At 64.8% G+C, this 23,690-nt stretch carries 17 protein-coding genes; 11 read left to right on the plus strand and 6 right to left on the minus strand.

The features are described 5' to 3' along the window. Position 1 precedes the first annotated feature (1 nt). The 7 genes from GGR36_RS13550 to GGR36_RS13580 all read left to right on the plus strand — a co-directional run bounded on the left by GGR36_RS13550 (position 2) and on the right by GGR36_RS13580 (position 8,171). Complete coding sequence (locus tag GGR36_RS13550) at positions 2-1,777, plus strand: bifunctional alpha/beta hydrolase/class I SAM-dependent methyltransferase (RefSeq protein ID WP_183635262.1); 1,776 nt, start codon at positions 2-4, stop codon at positions 1,775-1,777. After that, a complete protein-coding gene (locus GGR36_RS13555) occupies positions 1,761-3,071 on the plus strand; it encodes a phosphatase PAP2/dual specificity phosphatase family protein (protein ID WP_183635263.1) in 1,311 nt (436 codons plus the stop codon). The genes GGR36_RS13550 and GGR36_RS13555 overlap by 17 nt, the downstream gene beginning before the upstream one ends. Then, on the plus strand, positions 3,068-3,487 hold the full coding sequence (locus tag GGR36_RS13560; protein WP_183635264.1) for a hypothetical protein: 420 nt from the start codon (positions 3,068-3,070) through the stop codon (positions 3,485-3,487). The genes GGR36_RS13555 and GGR36_RS13560 overlap by 4 nt, the downstream gene beginning before the upstream one ends. Beyond that, a complete protein-coding gene (locus GGR36_RS13565) occupies positions 3,484-4,437 on the plus strand; it encodes a phosphatidate cytidylyltransferase (protein ID WP_183635265.1) in 954 nt (317 codons plus the stop codon). Before GGR36_RS13560 ends, GGR36_RS13565 begins: the two co-directional genes overlap by 4 nt. 466 nt (positions 4,438-4,903) lie before the next feature. Further along, positions 4,904-5,530 (plus strand): glutathione S-transferase family protein, encoded by a 627-nt coding sequence (locus tag GGR36_RS13570; RefSeq protein WP_183635266.1) that lies wholly within the window; start codon positions 4,904-4,906, stop codon positions 5,528-5,530. Positions 5,531-5,568: 38 nt separating this feature from the next. Beyond that, positions 5,569-6,027: a DUF4440 domain-containing protein gene (locus GGR36_RS13575; protein WP_207064431.1), complete on the plus strand. Its 459-nt coding sequence runs from the start codon at positions 5,569-5,571 to the stop codon at positions 6,025-6,027. A 128-nt stretch (positions 6,028-6,155) separates the two neighbouring features. Further along, positions 6,156-8,171 (plus strand): M13 family metallopeptidase, encoded by a 2,016-nt coding sequence (locus GGR36_RS13580; RefSeq protein ID WP_183635268.1) that lies wholly within the window; start codon positions 6,156-6,158, stop codon positions 8,169-8,171. Between the two features lie 68 nt (positions 8,172-8,239). On the opposite strand, the gene GGR36_RS13585 is transcribed toward GGR36_RS13580, so the two are convergent. Then, positions 8,240-9,118, minus strand: coding sequence for a TIGR02285 family protein (locus GGR36_RS13585; RefSeq protein ID WP_183635269.1), 879 nt, complete (start codon positions 9,116-9,118; stop codon positions 8,240-8,242). An 85-nt stretch (positions 9,119-9,203) separates the two neighbouring features. Beyond that, positions 9,204-10,112, minus strand: coding sequence for a LysR family transcriptional regulator (locus GGR36_RS13590; protein ID WP_244971066.1), 909 nt, complete (start codon positions 10,110-10,112; stop codon positions 9,204-9,206). 96 nt (positions 10,113-10,208) lie between these two features. Here GGR36_RS13590 and GGR36_RS13595 point away from each other — a divergent pair, with 96 nt between their 5' ends. From GGR36_RS13595 to GGR36_RS13610, 4 genes are read left to right on the plus strand one after another with little or no spacing between them, the layout of a single operon-like run. Continuing rightward, positions 10,209-11,186 (plus strand): sodium-dependent bicarbonate transport family permease, encoded by a 978-nt coding sequence (locus tag GGR36_RS13595; protein WP_207064432.1) that lies wholly within the window; start codon positions 10,209-10,211, stop codon positions 11,184-11,186. After that, complete coding sequence (locus tag GGR36_RS13600) at positions 11,183-12,031, plus strand: DUF6671 family protein (RefSeq protein ID WP_183635271.1); 849 nt, start codon at positions 11,183-11,185, stop codon at positions 12,029-12,031. Before GGR36_RS13595 ends, GGR36_RS13600 begins: the two co-directional genes overlap by 4 nt. Positions 12,032-12,083: 52 nt before the next feature. Further along, on the plus strand, positions 12,084-13,070 hold the full coding sequence (locus GGR36_RS13605) for a serine/threonine protein kinase (protein ID WP_183635272.1): 987 nt from the start codon (positions 12,084-12,086) through the stop codon (positions 13,068-13,070). 31 nt (positions 13,071-13,101) lie between these two features. Next, positions 13,102-13,830 (plus strand): NYN domain-containing protein, encoded by a 729-nt coding sequence (locus GGR36_RS13610; protein WP_183635273.1) that lies wholly within the window; start codon positions 13,102-13,104, stop codon positions 13,828-13,830. A 107-nt stretch (positions 13,831-13,937) separates the two neighbouring features. Here GGR36_RS13610 and GGR36_RS13615 read toward each other — a convergent pair whose 3' ends face one another. The 4 genes from GGR36_RS13615 to GGR36_RS13630 form a co-directional block, all read right to left on the minus strand. Then, positions 13,938-20,525 carry a hybrid sensor histidine kinase/response regulator gene (locus GGR36_RS13615; protein WP_183635274.1) on the minus strand — a complete coding sequence of 2,196 codons (6,588 nt, stop codon included), beginning with the start codon at positions 20,523-20,525 and terminating at the stop codon, positions 13,938-13,940. A gap of 36 nt (positions 20,526-20,561) precedes the next feature. After that, positions 20,562-22,715, minus strand: a complete 2,154-nt coding sequence (locus GGR36_RS13620) for a methyl-accepting chemotaxis protein (protein WP_183635275.1) — start codon at positions 22,713-22,715, stop codon at positions 20,562-20,564. A gap of 64 nt (positions 22,716-22,779) precedes the next feature. Further along, positions 22,780-23,301, minus strand: coding sequence for a chemotaxis protein CheW (locus GGR36_RS13625; protein ID WP_183635276.1), 522 nt, complete (start codon positions 23,299-23,301; stop codon positions 22,780-22,782). A gap of 16 nt (positions 23,302-23,317) precedes the next feature. After that, on the minus strand, positions 23,318-23,683 hold the full coding sequence (locus GGR36_RS13630) for a response regulator transcription factor (RefSeq protein WP_221229589.1): 366 nt from the start codon (positions 23,681-23,683) through the stop codon (positions 23,318-23,320). Positions 23,684-23,690 lie beyond the last annotated feature (7 nt).

Below are 23,690 nucleotides of genomic sequence, written 5' to 3' on the forward strand. Positions count from 1 at the left end.
CATGTCGCTCACTCAACGCACAGTCCATGAAACGCAGTTCGTCAGCCATGACGGTGCGCCGCTGTTCTACCGGCACTGGCCGGCGAGCGGCGCCACATCACGCGGCGCGATCATCCTGCTGCACCGCGGCCACGAGCACTCCGGCCGCATGGCACATCTGGTCGATGAGCTGGACTTGCCGGATTTCGACTTCTTCGCGTGGGATGCACGCGGCCATGGCCGCTCCCCCGGCGAGCGCGGATTCAGTCCGAGCTTCATGCATTCGGTAGCCGACCTGGAAGCCTTCTCCCGCCACATCCATGCCCAGCACGGTTTTGCCGCGCAAGACACCGCGGTGGTGGCGCAAAGCGTGGGCGCCGTGATCGCGGCGACCTGGGTGCATGACTACGCGCCGCCGCTGCGTGCGCAGGTGCTGGCCTCCCCAGCCTTCAGCGTGAAGCTCTACGTACCGCTCGCGCGCCCGGGCCTTGCCTTGATGCACAAAGTCCTGGGCGACTTCAAGGTGACGAGTTACGTAAAGGCGCGCTATCTCACGCACGATCAAGCACGCGCCGCGAGCTACGACACCGACCCGCTCATCACGCGGCCGATCTCGGTGAATGTGCTGCAGGGGCTCTACGACGCCGCAGAGCGTGTGGTGGCCGATGCGGCAGCGATCCATGTACCGACGCAGCTGTTCATTTCGGGTGACGACTGGGTTGTGCGGCATGCGCCTCAGCATGCGTTTTTCGACGCACTCGGCAGTGCGACCAAGCTTTGCCGCGTGCTGCCGGGTTTCCGCCACGACACCCTCGGCGAGCGCGATCGCGCGCCGGTCGTGGCCGAGATCCGCGACTTCGTGCTGGCGCGCTTTGCAGCCGTGCCGGAAGTGCCGGACCTGCGCGATGCGCACGAGCGCGGCCACACCTTCGACGAATACCAGCGCCTGTGCGCTGCGCCGGGCCTTCTCGCCGGCGCTGTCTTCGCGTCGATGCGCGTCGCGATGCGAACGCTCGGGCGGCTATCCACCGGCATGCGGCTGGGGCTGCGCACCGGTTTTGATTCCGGCTCGACACTCGACTACGTCTATCGCAACAAGCCGAGCGGCTGGCTCGGGCTGGGCTGGCTGACCGATCGCAACTACCTCAACGCGATTGGCTGGCGCGGTATCCGCCAGCGCAAGCTGCATCTGGAGGCGGCCATCGCGCGAGCCGCGGACGCGCTGCACGCAGCGGGCCAGCCGCTGCACCTGCTCGATGTGGCGGCCGGCCATGGGCGCTACATCCTCGACAGCATCGCGCGCCTGCCAATTGCGCCGGCCTCGATCCGCCTGCGTGACTACAGCCCGATCAACCTGAGCGATGGCAAAGCGCTGATCGCCGAGCGCGGCGTCGGTCGCATCGCCCGCTTCGAACAGGCCGATGCCTTCGACCCGGCCAGCTACGCATCGCTGTACCCGGCGCCGACCGTGGCCGTGGTATCCGGTCTCTATGAGCTGTTCCCCGACAACACGCCGGTGCGGCGCTCGCTGGGTGCGCTCGGCGCAGCCGTTGCGCCCGGCGGCTACCTGATCTACACCGGCCAGCCCTGGCACCCGCAGCTGGAGCTCATTGCGCGCACACTCAGCAGTCACCGCGACGGCGAGCCCTGGGTCATGCGCCGGCGTACGCAGGCCGAGCTGGATCAACTGGTGGCCGAGGCGGGCTTCGAGAAGATCGCCCAGTCGATCGACCGCTGGGGAATCTTTACGGTGTCAATCGCCCGCCGCCGCGCTGCAACCCATGCAGCAGCCGCCTGAAGCGCGCCCCTGGCGCGAAGCGGCCGGTTGGCTAGCGCTGCTGGGGCCGCTGTTCTTCATCAGCTACGGCTGGGCCAACGCCATCGCAGCGGAACGCAGCGAGGTTGGCAGCATCCTCTTCGCGTGGGAGCACTCGATCCCGTTCGTGCCGTGGACGATTCTGCCTTACTGGTCGATCGACCTGTTCTACGCGGCATCGCTGTTTGTCTGCACCACGCGGGCAGAGCTGCGCACCCATGTATCCCGCCTGTTTGCGGTGCAATGCATATCGGTTGCCTGTTTCCTGATCTGGCCGCTGCGCTTCGGTTTCGAGCGGCCGCAAGCCGATGGGCTGTGGGGCGCGATGTTCACCGCGCTGGGCAGTTTCGACAAACCCTTCAACCAGGCGCCATCGCTCCACATTTCGCTGCTGGTGCTGCTCTGGTCGCTGTATGCACGCCATCTGCTGGGTCTGCCACGCAGACTGTTAGATATCTGGTTCGCGCTGATCGGCGTATCGGTGCTGACGACCTTCCAGCACCATTTCATCGACCTGCCGACCGGGGCATTGCTTGCGTGCCTCCTCGTCTGGGCGCTGCCATTCGACGAGCCGTCACCCTTGCGTCGTGGCGCGTACCGTGCCAATCGTGCCGCGGTGCGTCTCGGCGCGCTCTATGCCGCCGCTGCCGCCAGTTGTGCGCGCGCCGCGGCGTTCGGTGGAGGCGCCGCGCTGTGGCTGTGGTGGCCGGCGGCGAGTTTGCTGCTTGTCGCGCTGGCCTACCTTTGGCTCGGTCCGCGCGCGCTGGGCAAGCATGGCGATGGGCGACACGCCTGGCCAGTGCGGCTTTTGCTCGCGCCTTATCTGATTGCGACTTGGCTCAACTCCCGCGCGTGGACACATCGTTTAGCGCCGGCGGTGGAAGTGGCACCCGGCGTACTGCTTGGCCGCATGCCCAGCCGCAAGGATGCCGAGGCGCTTGCGCTGAGCGGCGTGATCGATCTCGCCCCCGAGATGCATAACCCACTGCCGCCGATGCGGGTGCAACACCTTCCTGCGCTGGATCTGCTGGCCCCGGCGGTGGCGACACTCGCCGACGCGGCGCGGTTGATCGAGACCGAACGCGCAAGAGGGCGTCTGCTGGTGTGCTGCGCGCTGGGCTTCTCGCGCAGCGCGCTGGCGGTGGCGGCTTGGCTGGTGTCGCAGGGCCACTCGCCTGCTAGCGCCATCGCACGTGTGCGTGCCGCGCGACCCCATGTCGTGTTCGGCGATGCGCACGTTGCTGCGCTGGGGCGCTATGCGGAGGGTTTGCAATGAACGGTGACGTGCGCTGGGCTTCAAGCGTGGCGGCGGGGCTGGCGGCGGGTGGGCGCTGGCCTTGTGCATGGACCATGCTTGCGGGTCTCCTGGTCGTTGCGCGGGCCGGGCACGGCGAACCGCCCGCCTTGCTCGCGCTCAGTCTGATGCTTGCGTTGGCAGCGCTTTACGTGGCGCTGCGGCTGGAGCTTGACCGGCTGCTGTTCGCGGATCTTGCAATCGATTTGGGAACGATCGCACCCAACGATGTGCTGACGAAACTCGACGCCGGGCTTGGCCTGGTGCTCGATCGCGCCAAGCCGCCACGCGAGCGCGCGTTGCCCGATCGCATTCGCGGTTTGCGTCGCTGGGTCACGACAGCCGCGGTGCTGGCGGTTCTGCAGTCGTTCGTGCTGTGGGTGGTGGTGCTGCGATGACAAACCTCACCCATCTGCCCCAGGGCGCCTGGGCGCTGTTCGGCAGCGTCGCCGCAGTCCTGTCGATCGCAACGCTGCTGGGTTTCGCATTGAAGTGGCGCTTCGCGCCGCAGCAGCCCCACGCCGTGATCGACAACCTGAACGCCCGACTGCGTGCGTGGTGGTGGATGATCGGCGTGCTGGTGATTGCCTTCGCTGCAGGGCGCGAAGCCGTGTTGCTGCTGTTTCTCGCGCTCTCCTGCGTGGCTTTGCGAGAGTTCGTGCAGGTGATGCGCTGCGGGCGCAGCGACCGCTATGCGGTGGCTGCTGCGTGCTTCATCGTATTACCGCTGCAGTACGGTCTGCTGTGGGTGAACTGGTACGGGCTGTTCGCGATTTTCATCCCGGTGTATGCCTTTGCGCTGCTGCCGATTCTCGCCGCACTGCCGCAGGACGCCGACCACTTCCTGGCGCGCACCGCCAGCCTGCAATGGGGCCTGATGGTCTGCGTGTATGCGGTGTCGCATGTACCTGCCCTGCTGAACCTTGAGATTCCCGGCTACGAAGGCAGGAACGTTCTGCTGATGGCTTACCTGATCGTAGTCGTGCAGGGCAGCGACGTGCTCCAGTACATCTGGGGCAAGCTGTTCGGCCGGCACAAGCTAGCACCGGTGCTGTCGCCATCGAAGACCGTGGAAGGCCTCGTCGGCGGCGTGGCGAGCGCAAGCCTGCTGGGCGTGCTGCTGCATCCGCTGACGCCGTTTACCGCACTGCAGTCAGGTCTGATCGCCCTGCTGGTGACCCTGATGGGGTTCTGCAGTGGTCTCGTACTGAGCGCCGTCAAGCGCGACCACGGGGTGAAGGACTGGGGGGTGGTGATCGAAGGCCATGGTGGCATGCTGGATCGCCTCGATTCCATGGTGTTCTCCGCGCCACTTTTCTTCCATATCGTGCGCTTCTGGTGGAGTTGATCGCTCTGCATGTGTAGCGGCCATCGGTGTTGCGCTCGGCGCAGCGCACGTTTGATCGAACCTCCCGCGGACTACACGTTCAAGAGCGCCCCCAAGACAGGAACGAGCGCCAAGCGGATCCGCGACCGCGATCTCTCCGTTGGCCCCGATCGCTGAATAGTTGCGCACGGGGAACCCCTGATCGGCGCATGTCAAAGCACCTCGTGCCGTAACTTGTGCGACGCTTCGGGCACGCCACCGCACACCCGCCGTTGCTGCCCTTGCGTGCTCAGCGCATTCAATCTCCAGGGCCACTGCACCACTTGGCACCATCAGCGGTGAAGGGTCCGATTCCCGTGCTGATCGCATCGGCAGGCATCGCATCCAGCGCGCGTTGCATCTAGACTGCAGCAGGAAGAATCGCGTCCCGAGCGCGGGCTTGTCTCGCGCACGGCAAATTGCACGGACCTGCAAGGAATCAGTGAAGATGACCACACCCGCAGTCACGCTCTTCCACGCCCCCCACACCCGATCGACCGGCGTACTGACCCTGCTTGAAGAACTCGGCGTCGCTTACGAACTGAACGTCCTCAATCTGAAGGCTGGCGAGCAACGCAAGCCCGAGTACCTGGCGGTGAACCCGATGGGCAAGGTGCCCGCAGTGCGGCACGGCGACGCACTGATCACCGAACAGGTTGCGCTCTACATTTACCTCGCCGATGCATTTCCGGATAGCGGACTCGCTCCCGCCATCGGGGATCCGTTGCGCGGCCCCTATCTGCGGTGGATTGCGTTCTACGGCAGCTGTTTCGAGCCGGCGGTCGTGGACCGCGCGCTGAAACGCGAGCCGGCGCCGATGGCCACATCGCCCTATGGCGACTACGCCACCACAATCAAGACCATTGATGATCAACTGGCGCAGGGCGACTACCTGCTGGGCGATCGCTTCAGCGCAGCGGACGTACTGTGGGGGACCGCGCTGGGCTGGACCACCGGGTTCGGCCTCGTGGCGCACACGCCGGCGATCGATGCGTACATCGCACGGGTTGCCGCTCGGCCAGCCTTCGTCGGCGCCCGCGCCAAGGACGCCCAACTCGCCGCCGCACAAGCGTGAGCCACGCCATGCAAAAGCCATGGCGTGGAGGCGCAGGCGTGACGCATCGGGTTGCTCTGCTGGCCACGGCGAGTTTCATTCTGGCGGCCTGTGCGAGCGCGCCGACGCAGCTGGATCGCAACGCGCTCCGTTCGCAGGTGATCGCAACCGAAGCGGCGTTCGCGCACACGATGGCAAAGCGGGACCATGCCGCGTTCACCGGCTTCCTCGCCGAGGACACGGTCTTCCTCACCGGCACGTCAGCCCTGCGCGGCCGGGTGGCCGTCGCGCAAGCCTGGCAACGCTACTTCGCAGCCGAGCAAGCACCGTTTTCCTGGGCTCCGGGCGAGGTTGAGGTCAATGACGCCGGCACGCTCGCGCTCAGCACCGGCCCGGTGCGGGATCGCGAGGGCAAGCTCATCGCGCATTTCACCTCGATCTGGCGGCGCGACGCTTCTGGCGCGTGGCAGATCATTTTCGACAAGGGCGACGATGCCTGCACCCCCGCAGCCCCGTAACGTCGCCGTTTTGCTACAAAACGATACGAATCCCGCCCGCGGCCAGCAAGTGCTCGGCTAAAGTCGCAAACTCGTTGCGGACGGCCGACAGGCTGCCCTTTTTCGTCTGGTTCCCACAAGGACATTGCATGAAAGTCTTACGTCTCGCGCCGCTTGCTGCGCTCCTGTTTGCTGCCGGACTCGCCATAGCCGCGCCACTGAGCGCGGGCCTCGACAAATCCGGATTCGACCCGGCCTCGCGCGCGCAGGACGACCTCTTCCGCGCCGCCAACGGTCGCTGGGTCGACACGACTGAAATACCCGCCGACAAGGCGGACTACGGCACCTTCATCCAGTTGCGTGACAAGTCCGACAAGGAAGTGCGCGCCATCGTCGAAGAACTGGCCGCCAAGAAGCAGAAGGCAGGCAGCGTCGAACAGAAGATTTCCGCGTTCTACGGCTCCTACATCGACACCGCGACGATCGACAAGGCTGGGCTCAAGCCGGTGAAGTCTGCGCTCGCGCGGATTGACGCGATCAAGTCGCCGAAAGACCTTGCCACCTGGATGGGCAGCGTACAGGGCGCAGCCAACCCGCCGATCAACCTGTGGGTGATGGCTGATTTCAAGGATCCGACGACCAACCGCGCGCTGACCTGGCAAGGCGGCCTCGGCATGCCGGATCGCGACTACTACCTCAAGGACGACGAGCGTTTTGCGAAGGCACGCGCGGCATACGAAGGCTACCTCGCGACCCTGGCGCGACTCACTGGCGACAAGCATCCGGAAGCCACCGCAAAGCAGGTGTTCGCCCTCGAGAAGCGCATCGCGGAAGTACACTGGGACAAGGTTGAAAACCGCAATCCGGTGAAAATCTACAACCCGATGACGCCGGATGAGCTGGCCAAAGCTGCGCCGGGTCTGGACTGGCCGACCTTCCTGCGGGCAGGCAGCCTTGCCGGCATCGATCGCCTGTCGGTGTCGCAGCCGAGCGCGACGATCGCAATCGCCAAGATCCTTGGCGAGACGCCGCTCGCCGAGCTCAAGCCCTACCTGAAGCTACGCACGCTGGACGAAGCCGCCGATGTCCTGCCCAAGTCCTTCCGCGACGCGCACTTCGCCTTCCATGGCAAGGCGCTGACCGGCACCACGGAAGACAAGCCGCGCTGGCAGAAGGGCACCGCGGAGGTCAACGGCGCGCTCGGCGAAGCGGTCGGCCAGGTCTATGTGGCGCGCCACTTCCCGCCCGCCTACAAGGCACGCATGCAGGAACTGGTCGCCAACCTGATGAAGGCCTATGGCCAGTCGATCGACGGCCTCACGTGGATGTCGCCGACAACCAAGCTGCAAGCCAAGGACAAGCTGTCCAAGTACATGACCAAGATCGGTTACCCCGACACCTGGCGTGACTACAGCAAGCTCACCGTCAAGGAAGGCGACGCCTTCGGCAATCGCGAACGCTCCGGCCAGTTCGAATGGCAGCGCATCGCCGCCAAGGCGGGCAAGCCGGTCGATCGCGGCGAATGGGGCATGACGCCGCAAACAGTGAACGCCTACTACAACCCGAGCCTCAACGAGATCGTCTTCCCCGCCGCGATCCTGCAGCCGCCGTTCTTTGACATGACGGCCGATGATGCCGCCAACTATGGTGCGATCGGTGCGGTGATCGGGCACGAGATCAGCCACGGTTTCGACGATCAGGGCAGCCAGTTCGATGGCGATGGCAAACTGCAGAACTGGTGGACCGACGAAGACCGCAAGGCCTTTGAGGCGTTGGGCGCCAAGCTGGTCGCCCAGTACGAGACCTACGAGCCGATTCCCGGCCACAAGCTCAACGGCATGCTGACACTGGGCGAGAACATCGCCGACCTGTCAGGCCTGCAGATCGCCTACAAGGCCTACAAGCTGTCGCTCGGCGGCAAGGACGCACCGGTCATCGACGGCTATACCGGCGATCAGCGCTTCTTCCTCGGCTGGTCGCAGGCCTGGCGTGAGAAGGTGCGCGAAGAACGCTCGCTGCAGTTGCTGACGATCGATCCGCACTCGCCACCGAAGTTCCGCGCCAATGGCGCTGCGGTGAACCACGACGGCTTCCATGCCGCATTCGGTACCAAGCCCGGTGATGGCATGTTCAAGGCCGACGCGGAGCGTATCCGCATCTGGTAAGGCGAGTAACGGCAGAACCGGAAACGGCCACCTCTGGGTGGCCGTATTTGCTGGATCACGCGCAAACGCTACTCGCCAAGTTTGTCTGCACTCTGCAGTTGGGCGCGGTAACGTTTGCGCTCGCCCTCTGGCAGCATCGCGCCGTATTGATCGCGCAGTTTCTGTTTCGCGGTGTCCATACCGGAAAGCGCATTGACCGCTGAAATCACGTCGCGCCCGAGCGGGCTGCGACTGCATGAAACATAGGTGGGGATCATGTCAGGCGCCTCGACCAGACCAAAGTAGTCGAACTCGCCGAGTTCCGGCAGGTCGCGCCGCAACTGCTCTACCTCGATTGCGTAGCCCAGCGTGACGTCGACGCGGCCGCGCCCGACCAGTCGCAGCAGGCCAGCCAGCAGGCCATGCTCGGTAAAGTCGAGAACGGTGCCGGGGTGCTCCGCCCGCATCCGCTCGATAACGTCGTCGAGCTCCTTGCCGAATCGCCGTTTCGGCAGGGTTCCAAGGGTTACGCCGCCGCGTTCGAGCAATCCACTCAGGCTCACCTCGCCGTCCTTGTCACGCTGCCAGCCGCTTGGCGGCGTGTAGCCCTTGCGCGCAATCAGCACCGGCGCGAGTTGCCAGAAGTAGGGTTTGTTCGAAAACACCGCGAAGGATTCGCGTTCCGGCACGCGCAACATGGAAAGCGTACACACCGGCTGCCCGGTCTTCATCAGCACGAACATGCGCTCCGTACCGCTGATCTCGATCTGGTGGCGAAATTCGGGCAAGCGCCGGATCAACGTATCGAGGTACTGGTCGCGCAGCCCGGTACCGCGGTTCGGACCTTCAAGCACATGGTAGGGAACGAAATCGAGCACCAGCCAGCGCACCTGCGGCAGTTCCGCCGACGCCAGTGACGGAAGCGTCGTCAGCAGCGCAGCGAGAAGATTCGCCAGAAGTTTCGCCACCGTATGCCGGCCCACAATCCGTGCTCCGTGTTCGATCGGAATCTTGCGAGCATAGCTTTCCGCGCGCGGCGGCGCGAGGGCGTCATTAGGCTTTGACGGTCTCGACCGACGCCTTGACGAATGCGAGAAAGGCCTCCGCGACCGGCGACAGGCGCTTCTCGCGCCGCGTGACCAGGTACCAGCGCGAGCGGATGGGAAAGCCCTGCACCTGCAGCAAGGCCAGTCCGTCATGCTGCGGATCGCGGTCGAGCGCGTGGCGCGACAGCACGGCGATACCGTAGCCGCCCGCCACCGCCTGCTTGATCGCCTCGTTGCTGCCCAAGGCCATGCGCACCTGAGGCACGAAACCCCATTCGGCAAAGGCGCGTTCGCAACTGATGCGGGTGCCGGAACCCGGTTCGCGCAGGATGAATCGTTCCTGGCTCAACACCCCGCGCGGCGCCGGCCGGGTGCGCTTGGCAAGGGGATGCGCGAGCGCACCGACCAGTACCAGCGGATTCTCCAGCAGGGGCTCGGTGCGCAGATCGAGGTGCTCGGGCGGCGCAGTCATGATCACCAGATCGTCGAGGTTCTGTTCGAGTCGGCTGACGATCCTGTCGCGATTGGCGACCTCCAGCGAGACCTCGATAGCCGGGTAGCGTTCGCTGAAGGGACCCAGCAGTCGCGGGATGAAGTATTTGGCGGTGCTCACCACCGCCACACGCAGGCGGCCCCGCGTCAGGCCCCGCAAACCGTCCACCTCCATCTCGAAGGCGTCCCAGCGATCGAACAGATCACGGCAGGTCTGGGCCAGGCGCTCACCGGCTTCGGTAAGGTGCAGCTTGCGCCCGGTGACTTCGTAAAGCGGCAGGCCCACGCTATCGGCGAGCTGCTTGAGTTGCATCGATACGGTGGGCTGGGTGACGTGCTGCTCACGCGCCGCGGCGGTGACGCTGCCTGTCTCTGCCAGCGCCAGAAACAGGCGCAGCTGACGCAAGGTCGCATGCATCGCCATTTCTCTATGGCTTTCATCTGAATAATCGATTTTTCATGATGCCATCGATTGCCTAGGATCGCACCCACTCCAGAACCAAAAATCGGGCACCTTCTGATGAACGCGTTGCAAAACCTGCTTGACCCCGCGATCCTGTTCTTCGTATTCGGCATCCTTGCCGGGGCGTTGCGCTCGAACCTCGAAATTCCACCCGCGATCGCGAAATTCCTCTCGCTCTACCTGCTGATGTCGGTCGGCCTCAAGGGCGGGTTCGCGTTGGCCCACAGCGGGCTTGGCGCAAACGTACTGATTGCGCTCGGCGCTGCCTTGCTGCTTGCGCTGGTGATTCCGGCGATCGGCTACCTGCTGCTCGCGCGCATCGTGTCGCGCTATGACGCTGCGGCCATCGCGGCGACATACGGTTCGGTGAGCGCCGTCACTTTCATCGCCGCGACGCAGTTCCTCTCGCGCAACGGCATCGACTTCGGCGGCCACATGGCGGTCGCACTGACGCTGATGGAAACCCCGGCGATCATCATGGCGGTGGCGCTCGCCGCGCATGCCCGGCGCATCGAAGGCCGCGCCGACAATGCGGCGGCATCGCACAGCACCGGCGAACTGCTGCGCGAAGCCTTGACCGACGGCAACCAGCTCTTGCTGCTGGGCAGCCTTGCGGTGGGGGTGCTCACCGGCGACGCCGGCAAGGCCGTGATGGAGCCGTTCTCGGGCAACCTGTTCAAGGGCATGCTGGCGCTGTTCCTGATGGACATGGGCCTGACCGTTGCGCGCAATCTGGGTGGACTGCGCGGCACATCGCCCCTGCTCGTCGCGTACGGGCTCGCCGGGCCGCTGGTGCATGCCGGCCTCGCGATCGCGCTGGCCGCACTGTTCGGACTGCCGGCCGGTGACGCGACACTGCTGGCCGTGCTCGCTGCCAGTGCCTCCTACATCGTGGTGCCCGCCGTCGTACGCGAGGCGATTCCGGAAGCGCGGCCGGGTTTGTACTTCGGCATGGCGCTGGGGCTGACCTTCCCCTTCAACATCCTGATCGGGATACCGCTCTATTCCGCGGCAGTCACCCGACTCTGGTCATGATCGGGCGACGCATCGCGAGCCACTGGTCAGGTCAGACGGCGCTGCTGCCCACGCTGCATGGCAAGGGCCGGGCGCTCGGTGCGGCGCTCGGCCCTGCGCTCGGGATCGCGGTGGAGGAAGTGTCGATCGACACCGACCGCTTCGGCAGTTTCAGCGGCAGCATTCCGCGACCCGACGGCGCACTTGCTGCGCTGTCGGCGAAAGTGGCCGCGTGCCGGGAGGCCCGCCCGGATGCCCGTATCGTCATCGCATCGGAAGGCAGCTTTGGCCCCCATCCCGCGATGCCGTGGCTTGCGGTCAATATCGAGTACCTGCGTTGGCACGAGCTCGACGAAGACTTCGAGCTGACGGTGAGCAGTGCGAGCCTGCGGCCGATGCACCGCACCCACACGCTTTCACGGCTCGAAGAGCTTGAAACCGCGTTGCCGGCCTTTGGCTTTCCGGCGCATGGCCTGATGGTGGCAGCGCCGGGTGCGGCGGTCGCCCATAGCACCGGCATCACAACCGTCGGGGCATTGTGCGAAGTGCTGGCTTCGACGCTGGCAAGCCACGGCGCAGCCGAACTGCGCAGCGACTTGCGCGCGCACCTGAACCCGACACGCATGCGGCACATCACACGCGCCGCATGGCGGCTGGCGAACCGCCTCCGCACGGCCTGCCCCGACTGCGGGGCACCGGGTTTCGGCGAGGCCGTGGCGGTGCGCGGCTTGCCCTGCGTCGCCTGTGGCTTTCCGACCTCCGAGCCGGCGGGCCGGCGCTGGCGCTGCCTGCGCTGCCCGTACACCTGCGAGCGCGTGCGCACTGGCTTTGCCGACGCGCTGCGCTGTCCGCTCTGCAATCCCTGAAGGCCGTCGTCGGACGATGGTAAGGTGTGCAGGTCCGTCCACTGGATCCAGCATGACCACCGACAATCCCCACCCTTACGCGCGGCTCACGCCCGACACACTGCTCGACGCGGTGGAGTCGCTTGGCCTGCGGGCGGACGGACGCTTGCTTGCGCTGAACAGCTACGAGAACCGGGTCTGGCAGATCTGGATCGAGGACGAGGCACCGCTGGTCGCGAAGTTCTACCGGCCGGAACGCTGGAGCGACGCCCAGATCCTGGAGGAGCATGCCTTCGCCCGCGAGCTGGCGGACGCCGAGATCCCGGTCGTGGCGCCGCTCGTGTTCAACGAGTCGACCCTGCATCGCCACGGCGGCTTTCGCTTCGCGCTGTTTCCAAGGCGCGGGGGCCGTGCGCCCGAGTTTGACCGCCCGGACGTGCTCGAATGGATCGGGCGCTTCCTCGGCCGCATCCACGCGCGCGGCGCGACGCACGCTTTCACGCATCGGCCAGCACTCGACATCGCGAGCTTTGGTGAAACACCGCGCGACTGGATCGCCGCGCACGGCTGCGTACCCACCGACCTGCTCGAGAGCTGGAACACCACGGTGGCACACGCGCTGGCCGGCGTGCGACGCTGTTACGAGCGTGCAGGCGAAGTCGGCACGCTGCGGCTGCATGGCGACTGCCACGCAGGCAACATCCTGTGGACCGACGACGGGCCGCATTTCGTCGACTTCGACGATGCCCGCAACGGCCCGGCGGTGCAGGACCTGTGGATGTTGTTATCGGGCGAACGCGCCGATCAGCAGCGGCAGCTGTGCGACGTGCTGGCCGGCTACGAGGACTTCGCCGAGTTCGACCGGCGCGAGTTGTACCTGATCGAAGCGCTGCGCACGCTGCGGCTGCTGCACTATGCGTGCTGGATCGCCAGCCGTTGGGATGACCCGGCCTTCCCCGCCGCCTTCCCCTGGTTCGCAACGCAGCGCTGGTGGCAGGACCAGATTCTCGCGCTGCGTGAACAGATTGCCCTGATGGACGAGCCGGCGCTGGTCGTCTGAACCGCTTTCCACTTGTTCCGTGAGGCCAAGCATGCCGCTCGACGAACGCCGCGTCGCCCTCTTCATCGACGCCGATAACGCGCCCGCCCTCTACATCGACGTGATCCTCGCCGAGTTGGCGCGCCACGGTACGGTTTGCATCCGGCGCGCCTACGGCAACTGGAAGAGCGATCGCCTCAATGGCTGGGAGGCGGTGCTGAACCTGCATGCGATCCAGCCCATGCACCAGATCGACTACACCAAGGGCAAGAACGCGACCGATCTTGCGCTCGCGATCGACGTGATGGATACGCTGTATTCGCGCGAGATCGATGTCTTCGCGATTGCCTCGTCCGACTGCGATTTCACACCGCTGGCGACGCGCTTGCAGGCGGCCGGGAAGCGGGTGATCGGCTTTGGCGAACGCAAGACGCCCATCGCGCTTGTAAACGCTTGCTCGACCTTCCTCTATCTGGAGCAGGAGGCGAGCGGCGAGGCGCCCGAGGAGGTCACGTCCCCTGCGCCGAAGGACGCCAAGGCGTTGAAGGGCGATGCGCGGTTGATGAACCTGCTGCGCAATGCCGTGCGCGCGGCCGAGGATGATCAGGGCTGGGCGGCGTTGGCGAAGGCCGGGGCGTTGATCGGCAACCAGGCATCGTTCGACTCACGCAACTACGGCTACAAGAAACTGGTGGATCTGTTCGAGGCCATCGACCTGTTCGAGGTCACGCGCCGGGAAGGCCATCCGTTCGTGCGCGACAAGAAACGCAAGACAGGGTGAGTTGCACTGGCGCGTGACAGCACGCCACAAAACAGAAAGGCCGTCGCTTTCGTGACGGCCTTTCTTTTTGGGCTCTCCCTGAAACGGAGCGCCTTGCGGCGTTTGACTCAGCGCCCGACGAAGTTCTTGATCAGACCAAGCAGTTCCTCTTCGTTGTACGGCTTGCCAAGATAGTGATTCACACCGATCTCGAACGCGTAGTTGCGGTGCTTGTCGGCCATACGCGAGGTGATCATGATGATCGGCAACGGACGCAGGCGTTCGTCGGCGCGGATGTTGCGCGTCAGGTCGAAGCCGTCCATCCGCGGCATTTCGATATCGAGCAGCATCACGTCCGGCATGGTTTCGACCAACTGCTCCAGCGCATCGACACCATCCTTCGCGGTAACCACGCGATAGCCTTCGCGTTCGAGCAGGCGGCTGGTGATCTTGCGAACCGTGAGCGAATCGTCGACCACCATCACCGTCGGCACATACGCGGTATCGCGCACCGGTTCGGCTGGCGCCTCGCCTGCCGCTACCGCGGCTTCCACCTTCGCAATGGCCACCTGCGACTGGACGGCAAGCACCACCGGATTGACGATCAGCGAGATCTCGCCGTCCGCCAGCACGGTCGCACCGCTGAAGCCCTGCAAGCGCGTGAACTGCGGCCCGGCGTTCTTGACCACAATTTCCTGGTTGCCCCGCAGTTCGTCGATATACAGCGCAATCGCATCGGTACCGACACGCAGCAGGAGCACCCAATGGAATCGACCGGCTGCCGGTTGCGATTTGCTGTCGCCCAGCAAGCGCGGCAGGTAGTAGAACGGGTACTTCTGATCCTTCCACAGCGCGAAACCACGCGCACGCATTTCGTCAAGGGCGTCCTGCTTGAGCTCGAGCACCTGCTCGACCATGTTCGACGGGATCGCGAAAGTCCGCTCGCCAGACCGCACCAGCAAGGCCTGCGTCACCGCCAGGGTCAGCGGCAGGTGAATCACGAAGCGCGCACCCTGGCCCTGCACCGAGCCGACGTCGATACGGCCACCGACACCGGTGGTCTCGTTCTTCACCACGTCCATGCCGACGCCACGGCCGGCCACCTCGGACACCTTCTCGGCGGTGGTGAAACCTGCCTCGAAGATGAACTGGGTCAGGCGTGCTTCGCTGACTGCCTCGCCCGGCGTAAGCAGGCCGCGCGACTCGGCGCGATTGCGGATGCCCGCATAGTCCAGACCGCGGCCATCGTCCGCCAACTCGATCGCGACTTCGTTACTGCGCTGGGTCACGCTGAGCGTTATCTGGCCGATCTCGGGCTTGCCCGCCTCGCGACGCTGTTCCGGCAGCTCGAGGCCGTGCGCAACCGCGTTGCGCAGCAGGTGCTCGATCGGCGCGGTCATCTTGTCCAGCACGCCGCGGTCGATTTCGATGCTGCCACCACGTACGTCAAGGTTGGCACGCTTGCCGAGCTCCTTCGCCGTCTGTCGTACCACGCGATAGAGACGATCCGACAACTCGTCGAACGGCACCATTCGCACGCCCATCAGCGCTTGCTGAAGATCGCGCGACAAACGCCCCTGTACATGCAGCGCGGTATCGGCGGCATCGAGGTTCTTCAGCAAGTTCTGCTGGATCGTCGTGACGTCACCGACCGACTCGGCCATCATCCGCGTCAGTTCCTGGAAGCGGGTGAAGCGGTCGAATTCGAGCGGGTCGAAATCCGCGTGCTGGTGTTCGGCTTGAGCGACGCGCGTCTGCATCTGCGTTTCGGCCGCGATTTCGACCTCGCGCAGCTGGTTGCGCAGACGAATCACGTTTTCCGTAAGATCGAGCAGCGAGCGACGCAGTGTGCGGAGTTCGCCTTCGATCCGGGTACGCGCGATCGAGATTTCGCCGGCCTCGTTAACGAAGCGGTCGACCATGTCGGAACGCACGCGCAGCGTTGCGCGCGGACCGGCCTGGCTCTCGGCGTCCTCGACAGAGACCATCGCCGGCGCGGCCGGCTTCGGAACTGCCACCGGCGCCTGGGCGGCTTCGCCGCCCTCTACTGGCGCTTCGATCGGAGCAGGTGCCGGCGCCGGCGTTACGGCCGGCGCGATCGCGGGTTCTCCGCGCTCCATGCGGCGCAGCATATGGCCGACCGCATCGAGACCGTTTTCCATCTCATCGGCGAGTTGGTTGCCCGCCAGACCGGAATCGCGTGCATGCAGCAAGCGGTTCTCGATGCCGTGCACAAACTCGCCGAGCGTCATGGCACCAGCCATGCGCGCGCTGCCCTTGAGGGTGTGGAGCAAACGTGCGAACGCTTGCGCACCCTCTTCGGCCTCTGCTGCGTTGTAGAGCTTGCGCGCCTCGCCGGCGAGGTCACGCATCAGTTCGTGCGCTTCTTCAAAGAAGATCGGCAACAGTTGTTCGTCGAGGTCATCGCGAACGACGGCGCGCTCGGGCTCCGGCGCCTCGGGCGCCAGTACCGCTTGCTCAACGTAGTCAGCAACCGGCGCCTGATCGAACTGCGCTTCCGTGCGCTCGGCCTCAGGTGCGGCGAGTTCGTCCAGTTGAGCGGTCGCCTCGGCCGTTTCGGGCTCCAGCAACGCGGCGCCGCTTTCGGGCTCGACAGTCGGCTGAGCTTCCGCTTCGACTTCCTGCTCGAGGGCTGCGAGCGGCTCTGAGGGCTGTTCTTCCTCGGGTTCGGTGTGCGCAACCACGGCCTCGAGCGCGTCAACCAACTCGGGGGTATCAAGCGGCAGGATCCGCGCATCGATTTCGGCAATCATCGCCTCGAGGCGCTGCCCGCTTGCGCTGAACAGATCGGCCTGCTCCGGCGTCGGTGCACGCTCGGCGAGGTGAAGCTTGGCGAGGGCATGTTCGAGCGCCTTTGCCAAGGCGCGGACCGCATCGACCCTTGCGGTGCCCGAGATGCCACCGAGCGTGTGCGCCGCGCGGATCACCGGCTCTTGCGGTATCAACACCGGGTTGTGCTGGAAGCGCGGCAACTCCTCGCGCAGCGTCTCGATGTGCTGATGTGCTTCCGCGATGTAGAGCTCGAACAGCTGGCGTGAAATCTCCAGATCACCGAGCCGGATTGTGTCGGGTTCCGGCGTGGGGATTTCCGGTTCTTCGAGTGTCAGGTCGCCCGCGCCAATGGTCGAAATGACATCGAGTTCATCAAACTCTTCGGCACCGGCTCCGGCCGGCTCCAACGACAAGTCGACTGGTTCGATCAGTTCAACAACCGGCGATTCCGACTCACTGCTCTCGCCTTCGAGGGCGACGGCATCAAGCAGATCAAGCTCTGCCAAGGACTGGGCATCCGCCACTTCGTCTTCGAGGGTGGGAAGCGTTAGCTCGGGGAGCAATTCCGCTTCGCTCGCATCGGCGAGCGCTTCCGGCGTTGCCTCTATTTCCGGCGTTGCTTCCGCTACCGTGAGGACTTCTTCTATGGCGGGTTCCGCAAGTTCCGGCGAGACCTCCGGCAACAACTCGGTTGCGACCTCGGCTTCCGCCACGGTTTCGGGAACCGGCAGGGGTTCGACAGACGCGGTGTCCTCAAGCGTCGGTGCTACCTCCGGTTGCTGGGAGGCAACAGCTTCGGGCTCCTCTGCTGCGAAGGGCGCTTCGACGAACTCCAGCTGGGGTTCCAGGGTGGTACCGACGAAGGCCTCGGACGTTTCCTCCTGCCCCAGATCGAGGTCAAGCGCAGGCAGCTCTTCGACCAATGGCGCCGGTGCCGCCTCTTCTTCCGGTCGCAGGAAGGCTTCGCGCATTTCGAGCGGCGCAAGCAGCGTTGCAGTCAGGTCGACTTCTTCTTCATCGACATGCGAAGGCATCGCTTCTTCGTCGGTCAGCGATACCTCGGCGAGATCGAAGTCAACCGTTGCAGCGGATTCGGCATCCGTTGCCTTCGGCGGTTCGAGCGGCTCGAACATGTCCGGCTCGGGTTCCACCGGCTCCGATTCAGCGCCGAATGCCGCGAGGTCATCCGGGCCAATCAGGCTGGCGGTCAGATCAAAGACTTCCGGTTCGCGCTCGTCGGCCTCGGCCTTGATCTCGTCGAGATCGGCCATCAAAGGTTCAGCAGGTTCCGATGCGCTCACGGCGTCGTCAAAGGGCGCAAGCAGCGTCGCGGTAAGGTCGACCGTCTCTGGCTCAGGCTCGCGTCCGGCATCCTGAACCGGGGCCAGCAGCGTGGAGGACATGTCCAGCTCTGGCTCACCGGAGTCGAGTTCCAGATCGAACTCGGCCAGCGCCTCAGGCTCTTCGAGCGGAGCCGCCACGGGCGCTGCCGGCGGCACCACCAGCGTCGGTGCGACAGCCGCAGGCGCAGGGGTGGCATCCTCAACCGGCGCCCCTTCGAGCAGGGCGTCCACACGCTGCGTCTCGGCGGTCAGACTCGACGCGTCACGCCAGGTGCTGCCACCCGCGTCAAGCTGGGCAACCCAGGCCGCAAACAGGGTATGTGCGTTCCCGACCAGATCGAGGAAGGGTTTGGTTGCGTCGCGCTCTTGCTGCAACCAACGGTTGAGCGTGAACTCGACCGCCTTGGCGGCGTCAGAGAAATCGTTCAAACCGACCATCCGGCTCGAACCCTTGAGGGTGTGGAAGCCGCGACGGATGGTGACGATGTTCTCTTGGTTATGCGGGTCAAGTGCAGCGGCTTCGCGATGGCTACGGATGGTATCCAGGACCTCGTGTGCTTCCTCGAGGAAGATCGCTAGCAGTTCGGCATCCACCTCGTCTTCGCTTGCAGCGATGAGACGTGCCGCGTCCGCCGAGGGTTCCGGCGCAGCGACCGGAGCGATCGCAGCAACCGCTTCCTGAACCTTTGCGGAGTCATCACCGGTCTTGAGGGCGGCGAGCGCCTCGCGGGCCTGCTGCTCAAGCTTGGTATCGGCAAGCAGCGCAGCGTCTTCTCGCAGCGTTTCGAGGTTCTGCTTGAGTTCCTCTCGCACCTTCGCGTCAGCGGGCGCCTCGGCCAGTTGCTGGACGAGTTGTTGCGTTTCGCGACTCTGCTGACGAACCTCAGCCTCGATCGTTGCGGGCGCCTCGGGCGCCACCGCGCCACCTTGCGGTGCCAGGAACTTGTCGAGGCGGGCCGGGCCGAAGCGCAGGGCGTCGACGAAGAACCCCAACGCTGAAAACTCGTGTGCGATCTTTTCGCATGCTTCTGGAACGAGCTCATCGGTGGTGGCCAGCGCGGCAACGCGTTCGGCGTTGTCGGCCACGAGCTTCGCGGCGTCTGCCTCCCCGAGCATCGCAAACGCACCCTCGACCTGCTTGAGCGGTGCGCTCAAGCCTGCGAGTGCGGCTTTATTGGACGGGTTGCGGAAGAAACCATCGAGCGTCTGTTCAACCTGGCCCAGACTGGTCTGGATCTCGCGCGCCAGCTGGTTGAAGAACAGGCGCTCCTGGGCCCGGCGCGAGCTCTCGCCGAACAGATGGTCGTCGAGTTCGCCCGGATCGCGTCCGGCTTCGCGCGCGGCGAGGCGAGCGACCAGCGCGTCGACCTGGCGCTGCAGCAGATCCTGGCTGGGTGAGGAGGCGGGATCGACCGCTTGTTCGGCGATCAGCAGCGCGGTGGCCACGTCCATCGACAAATCGTCGGTGGACTTCAGCGGATCCTTGCGCAGCCAGGTGGCCGTCGCATGCAAGGCCTCGACCAAGCGCGCCACTGCAGGTTGATGCAGGGTTTGCAGCGGAGCACGAGCCGCGACCAGATGATCCTGAAGCTGTGGGAGGCCGACCGCCGCACCCGCCGCAAACTTGTTCCAGGAGTCTTTGGCGTTTTCAATTGCTTCACGCAAGGCACGTTGAACCGGCGCGAGCGGCGTTTCGGCGATACGGGCGTCGTCTCCGCTCGGCAGCAGGGCGTCAAGCCGGAAGGCGCTGCGAACGGCGCGGGCATGCTCGGTATTGACGCCAGAGCTTGCGACATGGAACAGGACGTCGCGCACGAGGCGCTCCGCCACCACATGCGAGCCTTCGAGCAGGCGTCGCATCTGGGTGTCGATGCGGCGACAGAGTCGCTGGGCATCGCGATCGGCCTTGATCAGCTGCTGGGCGAGCCCCTCGAAGAACGCGATCGACGCCCACCAGAAGCTCTGCGCCCCGGGTGCCGGGTTGATCTGGGCGATTCGCTGGATCGCCACCAGCATCAGACGAGGGCCGTTGTCCGAAGTCGGTTCACGCAACCACGAGAGCAGCCCCTTCTCGAAACGGGCGCGCGCCAGTCGCAGTTCCTTGGCCGCTGTCGCGGGATCAAGCGTGGCGTGCGGCTCATTGGCTGCGCGCACCGCAAGATTCGGGAAGAACAACTCGCTCTGACCGGGCACGTCGAAGCCGCGCGCTTCCGCAAGCTCTGCATAAAGCGGATACAGCCGCAGGGGCTGGTGCGGCGCACCGTCCTGCAGTTCTGCCAGATAGTTGCCCAGCGCAATCAGGGCACGACGCAGCAGCGGTGCATGGCTGTCCGCGTAGTCGAGCTGGCCGCCCGCAAGCGCTGCGAGCAAACCATCCAAGGCCTCGGCGAATTGCGTGACGCCGTCCAGACCGACGACGGAAAGCGCACCCTGAACCTGATGGACATGGTTCTGGGCGAATCGCAGCTGTTCGCTGCGGCCTTCCCCGGCTTCTACCTTGTTGACCGCATCCTGCGCCCGTGCAAGGGCCGCGTCGATCTCGCCCCTGACCCATGTGAGCGGGGCGATATCGAGTTCCATCTCGGAATTCATCGTCAGCGTCTTTCCCTGCGGGTCTTACACCTTGAAGCCAGAGACCGAGCCCTTCAATTCGACCGCGAGGTCGGCGAGCTGGCCAATCGAGACGGCGGTTTGTTGCGTGCCGCGGGTGGTTTGTTCGTTCAGGCTCTGGATATCGCGCATGGTGCCGGCCACCTCGGTCGCGACGTTCGCCTGTTTCTGCGTATCGGACGAGATCTTTTCGACCAGCGTGGCCACTTCCACCGACACGTCACCGAGTTCGACCAGCGCTTGACCTGCCGCGTCGGACAGCTTGGCGCCATCCACCACACCGCGGGTCGAGTTTTCCATAGCGGCCACCGCATCCTGCGTGTCGGTCTGAATGGTCTTCACGATCGCCGCGATCTGCTTGGTGGCTTCTGCTGAACGTTCTGCGAGGCGCTGCACTTCTTCCGCAACCACCGTGAAGCCTCGGCCGGCTTCACCCGCGGATGCGGCCTGGATGGCGGCGTTCAACGCGAGCACGTTGGTCTGTTCGGTAATGTCGGAAATCAGTTCCACGATTTCACCGATCTCCTGCGAGCTTTCGCCGAGGCGCTTGATGCGCTTCGAGGTTTCCTGGATCTGCTCGCGGATTTCGTTCATGCCCTTGATCGTGTTCTGCACCGCGTCCTGACCCTTGCGGGCCGCGTCCAGGGAGCGACGGGCCACCTGTGCGGACTGCATCGCGGAGCCGGACACGTCGGTCATCTGACGCGCCATCTCGGTGACCTGCGCACCGGCTTGCTGAATTTCGCGGGACTGCTTTTCGGCCGCATCGATCAGTTCGTCCGAGGTCTGCTTCGCGGACTCGGTCGCGGCGGTCACGCGACCGGCCGCGTCGTTCAGGCGGCGCACCAGAACCGAGAGTTCTTCAATGGTGTAGTTCACCGAGTCGGCGATGGCGCCGGTAATGTCTTCGGTCACCGTTGCACGCACCGTCAAGTCACCGTCAGCCAAGTCGCCCATCTCGTTCATCAGCCGCAGAATCGCCTGCTGGGTGGCGTTCTTTTCACCTTCGGCCTGAGCACGCTGACGTTCCGCTTCGGACTGGCGCGTTTTCAGGTCGTCGTTGTAGACCTTGGCGAGTGCGGCGAGGGCAAGCAGCGCGAGACCAGTAAAGGCCGCAATGAACACCGTCATCCAGGTAAAGCCGACGTAGCTCTTGTTGTAGGCCGTCGCCAGCGCGTCGGTGGCAGTCAGCAGCTTGGTGGAGTCGTTGAAGATCTGGCTACCGGCACGCTTGGCTTGCACCAGCAGCTGGATGTTGCCAAGGATGCTCTGAACCCCTTGCAGGTGCTCTTCACCGGCTTCCTTCAGGGCGCCGATCTTGTTGTACATGTCGCGGTCGGCCGCGGTCGAGGTCATCGACAGCAGGATCTCGATCAGCTCGCGGAAGGTATTCGCATCCTTGCCGAGCAGGAAGGCCACTTCCGGGTCGATCGCGTCGGCGACGAGCAGCGCGTTGGCGTTCTTCGCCATCCGCTGCGTCAGCATCACCACCTGGTTGGCGGTCGCGATTTCACGCGCGCTGCCGCCCGTCTGCAGCTTCAAGGCCGCGACCTGCTCCGACAGATCGAGCAGCTTCGGGTTTTCGGAGTTGATCGTCGTCACCGCTGCGCCGAGGGTCGAAAGGTTCTTCTGCTGACCGATCAGCTGCTGCGCGTCCTTGTTGGTCTTTTCCCACAGCTTGGTGACGGCATCGAGTTCCTCGCGGACTGCGCGGGGGCTCGCAGGTACCGAGGTGCCATCGACGTCGCCGCCGTTGGTCACGGCGCCGACCAGGTGCTCGAACCGCTCGCGGCTGTCCTTGAGTTCGGTAAAGGCGCCGGGGTTACCCTGCAAGGCCTGCTGCGCGGCTTTTGCAAGACGCTGCGACAAGGTGCGCATCTGCCCTGCGGCCGACACATACGCCGTGCCATAACCAGCGTTGCGCAGTTGCATGCCGGTCAGCACCACCGCGATCAGCGTGAAGGCGCCGAAGAGGATACCCAGCAGTCGCAACTGCTCGGCAACGGTCTTGCCCCCAAGGAAGGGCAGCCCGGAAAGGCCGCCGCCGGGACTGCCCGCCTTGGCCTCCATCACCGTGTCTTCCATGATCGTGCTGTCGCCGGACAGCTCCGCGCTGGTGCGCTTCTGGCCGAGAGAGCGGCCGAACAGTTTGAGGGCCATGCAGGTACTCCGAGGTGCGGACGTTATGTTGTTGTGTAAAAACGCGTAATTTCAGTCAAAGCGATCAATGCGCAACATTGGCTGCATCGAGGAAACGCGGTTCGGCAAGCAGTTGCCGCACCGACAAGCGTTTCCAGAGTCGGTCCTGGCTGTCGCGCAGACCACCGGCGACCCATGGCCGGGGATCATGGAAGCGAGGATCAGGGTCAAAGTCGTCGGGGTTACGCAGGCCGATTGCCCGGGTGACCAACAGGGCGGTATTCACGCCAAGACGGGCACCGACCAGCAAAAGTCGGGACTGGCTGCCGGTGACGACCTGGGAGAGCCCGAGAAACGCCGGAAAATCAACCACGCTGAAGAGGTTGCCGCGCACGTTCGCGAGCCCGCGGAACCATTCGTGGGTCAGCGGCACTGGCGCAATTGCAGGGACGGCGAGAATCTCGCCCGTCTCGGCCAGATCCACCAGCCATCCCTCGCCACCGGCAAGAATTGCGAGCAGGGCCGGTTTGGCCGGCGCGTTCTTGGTGCCCGCGAGACGATTCGACAGATCCTGTTGAAACTCCCGGAGGCTGATTCGCTTGGCCATTCGCGCCGCTCCGGTATCAGCCCAGGGCCTTGATTTTTTCGAGCAGCAGGTCGAGATCGAGCGGCTTGGTCAGGTAGTCGTTCGCGCCCTGACGCATGCCCCAGATCTTGTCGGTTTCCTGATCCTTCGAGGTGCACATGAAGATCGGAATGTGGCGCGTGGTGTCCTCGCGCGAGATCGTGCGCGTCGCCTGATAACCGTTGATGCCCGGCATCACGACGTCCATCAGGATCAGATCGGGCAGTTCAGCCTTGGCCTTCTGCACGCCATCCGCGCCATCCTCGGCAGTGACGACGTTGTAGCCCTGCTTGACGAGGAACTCCATCAAGGCAAAACGGTCCGTGGGCGAATCATCGACGATGAGAATTTTCTTGATCGGCATGGGTGCT

Origin of the sequence: Niveibacterium umoris (genome assembly GCF_014197015.1) — a bacterium.
GTDB classification, from domain to species: Bacteria; Pseudomonadota; Gammaproteobacteria; order Burkholderiales; family Rhodocyclaceae; genus Niveibacterium; species Niveibacterium umoris.

Excerpts from the sequence above, each read along its gene's own strand:
- GGR36_RS13580 (WP_183635268.1), top strand. The coding sequence starts at position 6,156 with ATGAAAGTCTTACGTCTCGCGCCGCTTGCTGCGCTCCTGTTTGCTGCC.
- GGR36_RS13630 (WP_221229589.1), bottom strand. The coding sequence starts at position 23,683 with ATGCCGATCAAGAAAATTCTCATCGTCGATGATTCGCCCACGGACCGT.
- GGR36_RS13605 (WP_183635272.1), top strand. The coding sequence starts at position 12,084 with ATGACCACCGACAATCCCCACCCTTACGCGCGGCTCACGCCCGACACA.
- GGR36_RS13610 (WP_183635273.1), top strand. The coding sequence starts at position 13,102 with ATGCCGCTCGACGAACGCCGCGTCGCCCTCTTCATCGACGCCGATAAC.
- GGR36_RS13560 (WP_183635264.1), top strand. The coding sequence starts at position 3,068 with ATGAACGGTGACGTGCGCTGGGCTTCAAGCGTGGCGGCGGGGCTGGCG.
- GGR36_RS13595 (WP_207064432.1), top strand. The coding sequence starts at position 10,209 with ATGAACGCGTTGCAAAACCTGCTTGACCCCGCGATCCTGTTCTTCGTA.
- GGR36_RS13620 (WP_183635275.1), bottom strand. The coding sequence starts at position 22,715 with ATGGCCCTCAAACTGTTCGGCCGCTCTCTCGGCCAGAAGCGCACCAGC.
- GGR36_RS13590 (WP_244971066.1), bottom strand. The coding sequence starts at position 10,112 with ATGGCGATGCATGCGACCTTGCGTCAGCTGCGCCTGTTTCTGGCGCTG.
- GGR36_RS13555 (WP_183635263.1), top strand. The coding sequence starts at position 1,761 with ATGCAGCAGCCGCCTGAAGCGCGCCCCTGGCGCGAAGCGGCCGGTTGG.
- GGR36_RS13570 (WP_183635266.1), top strand. The coding sequence starts at position 4,904 with ATGACCACACCCGCAGTCACGCTCTTCCACGCCCCCCACACCCGATCG.
- GGR36_RS13625 (WP_183635276.1), bottom strand. The coding sequence starts at position 23,301 with ATGGCCAAGCGAATCAGCCTCCGGGAGTTTCAACAGGATCTGTCGAAT.
- GGR36_RS13565 (WP_183635265.1), top strand. The coding sequence starts at position 3,484 with ATGACAAACCTCACCCATCTGCCCCAGGGCGCCTGGGCGCTGTTCGGC.
- GGR36_RS13550 (WP_183635262.1), top strand. The coding sequence starts at position 2 with ATGTCGCTCACTCAACGCACAGTCCATGAAACGCAGTTCGTCAGCCAT.
- GGR36_RS13615 (WP_183635274.1), bottom strand. The coding sequence starts at position 20,525 with ATGGAACTCGATATCGCCCCGCTCACATGGGTCAGGGGCGAGATCGAC.
- GGR36_RS13600 (WP_183635271.1), top strand. The coding sequence starts at position 11,183 with ATGATCGGGCGACGCATCGCGAGCCACTGGTCAGGTCAGACGGCGCTG.